The following is a 7,158-nucleotide window of genomic DNA, read 5'->3' on the forward strand; positions in this document are numbered from 1 at the left end:
TGTGTATAAGAGACAGGTACGATCACTTACTGAAGTTATCGGAAATGATCGAATACAATCGATTGATGACATCTGAGTTTCGGGATAATTTCATCTCTCTCAACTCGTACCGGATGAATAGTATCATGAAGACATTAACGATCTTCACGACGATTTTCATGCCGTTGACGTTCATCGCAGGTATATATGGTATGAACTTCGAACACATGCCAGAACTGACGACCCAGTATGGTTATTTCGTAACGTTAGGGGCAATGGGACTCCTCGCTTTAGGAATGATTCTGTTCTTCAAAAAAAATCGCTGGTTTGATGAATAAGGGGGGATGTAAGTGGATATTCGACAATTGCTCTTTTTTACGACGATCGTCGAGCAAGGCTATAATTTAACGCGTGCTTCGAAGCACTTGTCAATCTCGCAACCGGCGCTTAGTCAGATGATCCGCGACTTCGAACAGCTGGAGCAAGTAGAACTGTTCATTCGAAAGCACGGACGGTTGACAGGATTATCGGAAACAGGACGTCAATTGTATGAGGATGCGAAGATCGTTCTGACACGTCATCAAGCATTGATGGGTCATCTGCGTGAACGTTCGAACGTCGTCCGAGGAAAAGTCCGTCTCGGCATCCCACCCGTCATCCTCCCTGTTTTATTTTCGCAGTTGATTCCGAAGTTCATGGCGGAACATCCAGGCATCGAACTCGAAATCATCGAAGAGGGGGCGTTTGAACTCAAGCGTCGACTGTTACTTGAAGAACTCGACTTGGCCATTTTGATTGAACCGGGCGAATCCTATGGTATCGAACGTTTTCGATTGATCGAAGATGAGGTCGTCGTCGCCGTGCGTCCGAATCACCCGTTTCAAGCCAAAGAAGCGTTGTCGTATCGTGATATCGGAAATGAACCACTTGTCATCTTGAACGATCGATTCATGTTACATCATCAAATACTATCGGAGTTTCGTAAAGTGCAGCAAGAGCCGAATATCTTCTTCATGTCAGGGGCATGGGACTTGTTGATCGGGATGGTCCAAGAACTTGACGTCATCTCAATCCTACCGGAGCCGATACTACGGTTTCATCATGCGGATGACATTAAAATCATCCCGTTCGACCCACCGATGTTATGGGATGTCTCGTTGAACCGACTCGTCGGGACGGAATTACGTCCTGTTGTCCGGCACGTCCACCAATACATCGTCCACTATTTTCAGTCGTATTGGCCAACGCCTGCGCGATGAAGAAAAAAGACCGGAACGCATCGCGCTCCGGTCTTTTGTGTTGAACGATTGTATTTTATGAAGTGACGTGTTGCGTCAGACTGCGAATCTGCTTTGCTGCTTGTTTATAAGGAGTCAGCGTCTCTTGTGCCTGTAACGTCGCGCGTTCACTCTCAAGTTGCTCGAGTGTTTGGCGTAATAGGTGCTCTGAAACGGCTGTCAAAGAAGTGTCCAGATGTGCCGACGCGACTGCCAGCAAGCGTTCTTCTTGAGTGGCAGTGTACGCGAGTGCTTCTTGTTTGGTTAATGTCGCCAGCTCTTCCTTCAACTGCTCCTTCTCATTTTTCTCAAAGAAGGCTTTCGCATTCCGGAAATGACGTTTGACGCCGATATAAGGAGTTGCATCTTCGAAGGGTCCGTCGAACGTCATTTCGTTTAATCGAGAGACCGTAACAGGCGCGAGCTGGAAGGATTCGTTCCATTGCTCTAGCAACTGTTGCTCCTCTTGTTGACGCCGGATCAAGGACGCTTCGAGCCATTGGTCGACACGGAAATGCGTGACACGGAGCTCTTGTTCAAAATCGAACCGAAGGAACGTCAACAGTTCCGTTAACGCATCTTGTAATGCTGCTCCTTTGCCAGTTTGAGCAAAACGAACAGGGTTATAGGCTTCCTTGAAAAAGTCAGGGAAACGGTAATAAATGCGTTGTACGACATGGTGCAACAGCTCATGGATCTCTGCTTTGAGTGCAGGTTCGATCACAGCGGCGCGATTGTCTTCGAAACGATCCGTGACCTGCTGTTCTAGAGTAGACAGCTCAGCCAACCGTTCTTCTTTTCGCAACAGATTCGCTTCAGTCGCAGCGATAAATCGTTCGAGTCGCTGGACGGTCTTTTCCGTCTGCTCAGACAACGAGATTTTGGCAAGACCGGTCAAATCCTCTGCAAGGAAGTGATGGAATGCCTCCTCGAATTCGGGTAGACCGGAAGTTGAATCCGATAGCTCTTGTTGCTTTTCGGTGAGTCCTTGTAAGCTCGAGACTCCATACAGTCGGGGCGACCGAATCCCGAAGCGTTGCAATTCCGTCGCGACATAGTTCAAGACATCTTGACGTTCGCTATCTGAAGCAGCGAGATCAATCGCATTGACGAGGAAGAACATCTTATCGAGTTCGAAGGCGTCTTTGACACGACCGAGTTGAATCAAGAATTCACGGTCAGCGCGGGCAAAGGCATGATTGAAGTACGTGACGAATAAGATCGCATCCGCGTTCTTGATGTAATCAAAAGCGACATCAGTATGACGGGCATTGATTGAATCTGCTCCTGGCGTATCGACGAGCGTCACGCCGAGACGTGTTAACGGACTATCGTAATAGAAATCGATAACATCTACGAAACAGCTTCGTTCTTCCTGCGCGACATACTGTTTAAAAGCGTCTTGATCGACCGTCTGAGCGGTACCGATGAAGGATTGCACGGCAGGGAATCCTTTCAAGAAAGCACGCAAGAACGGGTCCGCTAGTGACGCGGTACGTGGTAAGAGCGTATCATATGCCTGTTTCGTTGACTCGAACGTCAGCGTTTCGACCATTGCTTCATTTAAGTCCTCAAGCATCGCTGCTTCCGACTTGAACGTGACTTCTGCCACGCCGTGCGGGTGTGCAGCGTCAACAGGGTGAATCCGGTTGATCGATGCGGTCGTCGGATTCGGAGAGACCGGGAGTACTTTGTCTCCGAGCAAGGCATTGCAAAACGACGATTTTCCAGCACTGAAGGCACCGAATAAGGCAATCGTGAACGATTGGTGTGTCAGTCGGTCCAATTTGTCATTCAAATAAGCGACGGCATCTTCAAAACCTTGAAGACCATTTAGATGCTGACGGATTTGAGCGACGTCTTCCGGTGCATAACGGACGGCTTGTTGCTCACTGATCGTCGTCGCAACTTCAAACGAAGTAGTTTCTGTCACCGATTCATATCCGGTAAAGGAAACGATCGCCGCTTCTTGCTGAATCAATTGCTCCTCCCAAACTGAGACTTGCGTCCGAGCCTGTTTGAGTTGTTGGTCAGATGGATTGGCAACGCCATGCTCATATCGCTCGAGTGCTACGGTAGCCTGTTGCCATGCTTGAACGCTATTCCATTTATGCTGTAGTGACGTCTGTTGCTGCAATAGTTCAGCTTGTTCTTTCGGGAAAGTTGCCGTCAACTCTTGACGAACAAGCTCACGCCACGCGTTCGTTTCCTTGACGAACCACGCTTGTGTCTGTTCGGCGACACGATTCGTGAACTGGAGCACTGATTCACCTGTGATCGTAATACCGGTTGGCAAGGCACTTTCGAGTACGGAAAGCGGTGGGTCGAGTGAGAGCTGATCGATTGCGACGATATGCGTATCCTGCAGGAGACCAAGGTCACGTAACGATTGTTTCATCAAGTTACGTAAATGAAGCGAAATTTCGGAAGCGGTCACTGTCTGATAGGCACGGAGCACGTCTTGTGCGATCTCCGCTTGAGCCGCTTCCGTTTTTTTCGCGCTACGGAATAATCCAACCTTGAAATCATGCTGACGTGACTCGAGGAAACGGCGCATCTTCTCGCGTAACTCAAATGGCATCAATGTCGCATTTTTCAAGAGTTGATCCCGATGAAGCGAAAACGTCTGTACCCAGCGGTCCGGTTGACGTGCTTCTAATTGTTGCGAGACACGCGTTAATTCGGTTTCGATTTTCGCCGGATCCCGTCGTTCAGCGTCATTCAATTGCTCAGCCATCGTCTCGTGGGTTTCTGAGACGAGACGTGTGAGATAACGTGTATGCTCCTGGTGAAGACTTTCGAGTGTCAAAGCGGCAGAAGTCAACAACTTCGGTTGAGCGTCCCGAATGCTTTGTTTGACGAGCTGTTCGACTTCCGTGAAATCGTTATGCGGATGGGCTGGGTCCCGTAGGCTCGTAAAGAAGATTCCTTTCGGCACGACACCGTGTTCAGCGAAGGACGCATGAACCGAGCGGCGGAAGGCGTCGAATGATAGTTCATCGTTACGATGTTTATCGATTTGATTGACGATTAAATACAATTCCGGTACGGCAACTTGTAATTCATCCGTCACCATGAAGTTCAATTCGGATTGAACATGATTGTAGTCCATGACGTAAAACAAGATGTCAGCCAAGTGAAGGGCAGACTCCGTTGATACCCGGTGGGCATCATCGACCGAGTCGACGCCTGGCGTATCCATTAAGACGAGACCAGGAGGCAGCGCGGACGCGGCATGCGTCAAATCGATTTGTCGGACATCACCACTTTTCCCAAGCGATTGAAGATGCTCCTCTTGCTCTGTTGCTGTCAGACGAACAGACGGCTGTTCATGAAAGTGAACGATTGCTGAATCCATCTCACCTTGCTGAAGTGTCACGATGTTTGCACTCGTCGGAATCGGACTCGTCGGTAAGACCGATTCACCCGTCAAGGCGTTGATCATGCTCGACTTTCCAGCTGAAAAGTGACCAGCAAACGCAATCGTGAACTCTCGTTTTAATAGTTTGCTAGCAAATTTATCTAGTTTATCTAAACGGAGTTGATCCGTTGAAGGTTGAATCAATGTGGCGAGTGAAGCCGTCGCCTCGAGTTGGTTCGATAATCGTTCCTCAAATGAGCGCATGCAATGAAACCCCTTTCTTTCAGTCATCGTTCAGTGTATCACGATTTTTTCCGTTTCGTCATCCTTCTGCAAACGTCAAAAAACGATTCGCCAAGGAAGAGGCGAATCGTTTTGATCGGCATCAAGACGACGGAACGATTTCGTCCGCGCGTGTCGATTCTTGTTCCGTCGAATGAATCCGGCGCAACAAGTGTAATTTGAAGAGATACATCACGAGCAAGTGAACGTTCGCCTGTGTTGCCTTGTAGAGTATCCACGGTAGCGCAGGGACGAATTCATGAATGGCGATGATACATTCTTGCGTACCAGGAATTTGCCGGAATTCAATCCGACCACGGCTATCTTGCTCGACTTTTGCGAACAGTCCGCCGGTAATCCGGTACGTCGCCATTTGTCGGTCGTGGACTGGTTCCTTCGTCAATTCAAGTAGGGGTTGTTCGTAAAATGGAATGTGGATTCCGACGACTTGATCCTGCACAGTTGACGATAGGAAGGGACGGGCAAACGAAGACAACCAATTCATATAATCGTCGGCTGCCCAATCGGCGTCACGATCCTTCGGTAGAAGGACACGTTGGACTGAACGGACGTCAAGAACGTCTGGTGTCGAAGACGATGAGGAAGAAGATCCTTCTTGTTTTTCCTCCTCTTTTAACGCATCTCGGACTGATTGTTCGAATGTGATTTTACCGTCACTGATGCCGGGAATCATTTTTTCAGGATCTGCGACCATCTCATGGACCATGCTTTCAACGAGTGGATATACGGTTTCTTTTGGTTCTCCGGACACGAGCGTCACCCAAAGGCGCGATAATTTAACGGTCAATAAAGGAATATCGATCGTCGGTTGTCGTTTACCCATGATGTCGGCTGTTTTAAGGATCATCTCTTTGTAGGTCATCGCTTCCGGTCCACCGATATCGATGGCTCGGTCTTTAACGTCATCGCGATCGACACTTTCACCAAGGGCATGAATGACGTCGGGTAAGGCGACAGGATGGGTCTTGTTACGTGTCCATCGTGGGAGTGCCATGACGGGTAGACGTTTGACGAGTTTCGATAAGATTGGGAACGATGAACCTTTAGGACCAACGATTAACGCAGCACGGATCGTCGTCACCGGTGTTCCATATGCACCGAGAACGCGTTCGACTTCAAGTCGACTCTTTAAGTGACGCGATAGATTTTCTGTTTCCTCGGGAATGATGCCACTTAAGTAGATGATTTGCCGGATGCCGTTTTCTTTTGCGGCACGGGCGAAGTTATCGGCTAACAATAAGTCCATATTCTCAAACGATCCTTGTGTCAATTTAGCAGATGGCATCATCGAATGGACGAGGTAGACAGCGATGTCCGCTCCTTTCATGCCTTCGATCGTATCGTCTAGAGAAAAGAGGTCGCACGATCGCCATTCGACGCGTTCCTCATTGTCCTTGTCGTCACCATTTCGTGAAAGGGCGATGACGTCATATTTTTTCTTTAGTTCGTTCAGTAAATTGTGACCAATGTATCCGGTGGCTCCGGCTAAAGCTAAGCGAGTTGGCATGGATGTAAACTCCTCTCTAATATCTGTTGTAATGTACCCTCAAACGAGTCGATTCAATCGCAAGAGGATAAGTTGAGACGATTCAGTTGAATGGAATAGGGAATAGTAACATATGGAAAAGAACCAGCAAGAAGAATGAAAACAAAGGGGGCTTCAACCATGCAGACGATACAATTCATGCAAGAGGGACATGAACGACGATTCGATCTGTTGTGGAGACGTTTAAAGCCGAAACAACGAGAAGATGCAGCGATGGTCTCGATGCTGTACCTTGCGACAGGACAGCCACAAGTACTCGAACGGTTTTCGGACTACTTCTTTCCAGATAGTGGTGAGTTTTTTGATCGTGAATTTCTAGCTGAACCCTATCCGAGTCCAGCGTTAGAAGCGATCATCCACTTGATCGTCCAATTGTATAATGGACGAACGACGATCACGATTATCGAGCTGATTGAACGATTGGATGAGCAACAGATGTCGCTCGTACTCGAAGCGATTAAATTGCGGGCTTACGGATGTCAGATGTTACAAAAAGTCGCGAAATCGTAATGACACTAGTATGAATCCGATTGATGAAGAACTTCTCTTCGTCGATCGGATTTTTTTGTGAGGGAAGAAAAGTTGTAAGTTCAAGAATCGATAAGAAGATGTTCGTGAATCAGAGTTCATTAAAATAAATCGTCATGAAAATAAAAGCTAAGTTTATTCACGAAGAACTAATTGAGATGGGC

5 protein-coding genes are annotated in these 7,158 nt (G+C 48.0%); 3 read left to right on the forward strand and 2 right to left on the reverse strand.

Going from position 1 to position 7,158, the window contains the following annotated elements:
- Together F8N00_RS14735 and F8N00_RS14740 are read left to right on the forward strand one after the other, a co-directional pair.
- Window positions 1-317 (forward strand): CorA family divalent cation transporter (locus F8N00_RS14735; protein ID WP_421018463.1); only part of this gene is annotated, 317 nt, incomplete at its 5' end.
- A 12-nt stretch (window positions 318-329) separates the two neighbouring features.
- Window positions 330-1,238 (forward strand): LysR family transcriptional regulator, encoded by a 909-nt coding sequence (locus tag F8N00_RS14740; protein ID WP_023468518.1) that lies wholly within the window; start codon window positions 330-332, stop codon window positions 1,236-1,238.
- Between the two features lie 55 nt (window positions 1,239-1,293).
- On the opposite strand, the gene F8N00_RS14745 is transcribed toward F8N00_RS14740, so the two are convergent.
- Window positions 1,294-4,881 (reverse strand): dynamin family protein, encoded by a 3,588-nt coding sequence (locus tag F8N00_RS14745; protein ID WP_075642482.1) that lies wholly within the window; start codon window positions 4,879-4,881, stop codon window positions 1,294-1,296.
- 121 nt (window positions 4,882-5,002) lie between these two features.
- Complete coding sequence (locus tag F8N00_RS14750) at window positions 5,003-6,427, reverse strand: NAD(P)H-binding protein (protein ID WP_075642481.1); 1,425 nt, start codon at window positions 6,425-6,427, stop codon at window positions 5,003-5,005.
- A gap of 159 nt (window positions 6,428-6,586) precedes the next feature.
- Between F8N00_RS14750 and F8N00_RS14755 the strand changes: the two genes are divergently transcribed.
- Window positions 6,587-6,976, forward strand: coding sequence for a hypothetical protein (locus F8N00_RS14755; protein ID WP_075642480.1), 390 nt, complete (start codon window positions 6,587-6,589; stop codon window positions 6,974-6,976).
- Window positions 6,977-7,158 lie beyond the last annotated feature (182 nt).

Source organism: Exiguobacterium sp. A1_3_1 (genome assembly GCF_048985645.1).
Taxonomy (GTDB): Bacteria; Bacillota; Bacilli; order Exiguobacteriales; family Exiguobacteriaceae; genus Exiguobacterium_A; species Exiguobacterium_A indicum.

What these genes read in the sequence shown, in the direction of transcription:
- F8N00_RS14755 (WP_075642480.1), top strand. Translation starts at nt 6,587, where the DNA reads ATGCAGACGATACAATTCATGCAAGAGGGACATGAACGACGATTCGAT.
- F8N00_RS14745 (WP_075642482.1), bottom strand. Translation starts at nt 4,881, where the DNA reads ATGCGCTCATTTGAGGAACGATTATCGAACCAACTCGAGGCGACGGCT.
- F8N00_RS14750 (WP_075642481.1), bottom strand. Translation starts at nt 6,427, where the DNA reads ATGCCAACTCGCTTAGCTTTAGCCGGAGCCACCGGATACATTGGTCAC.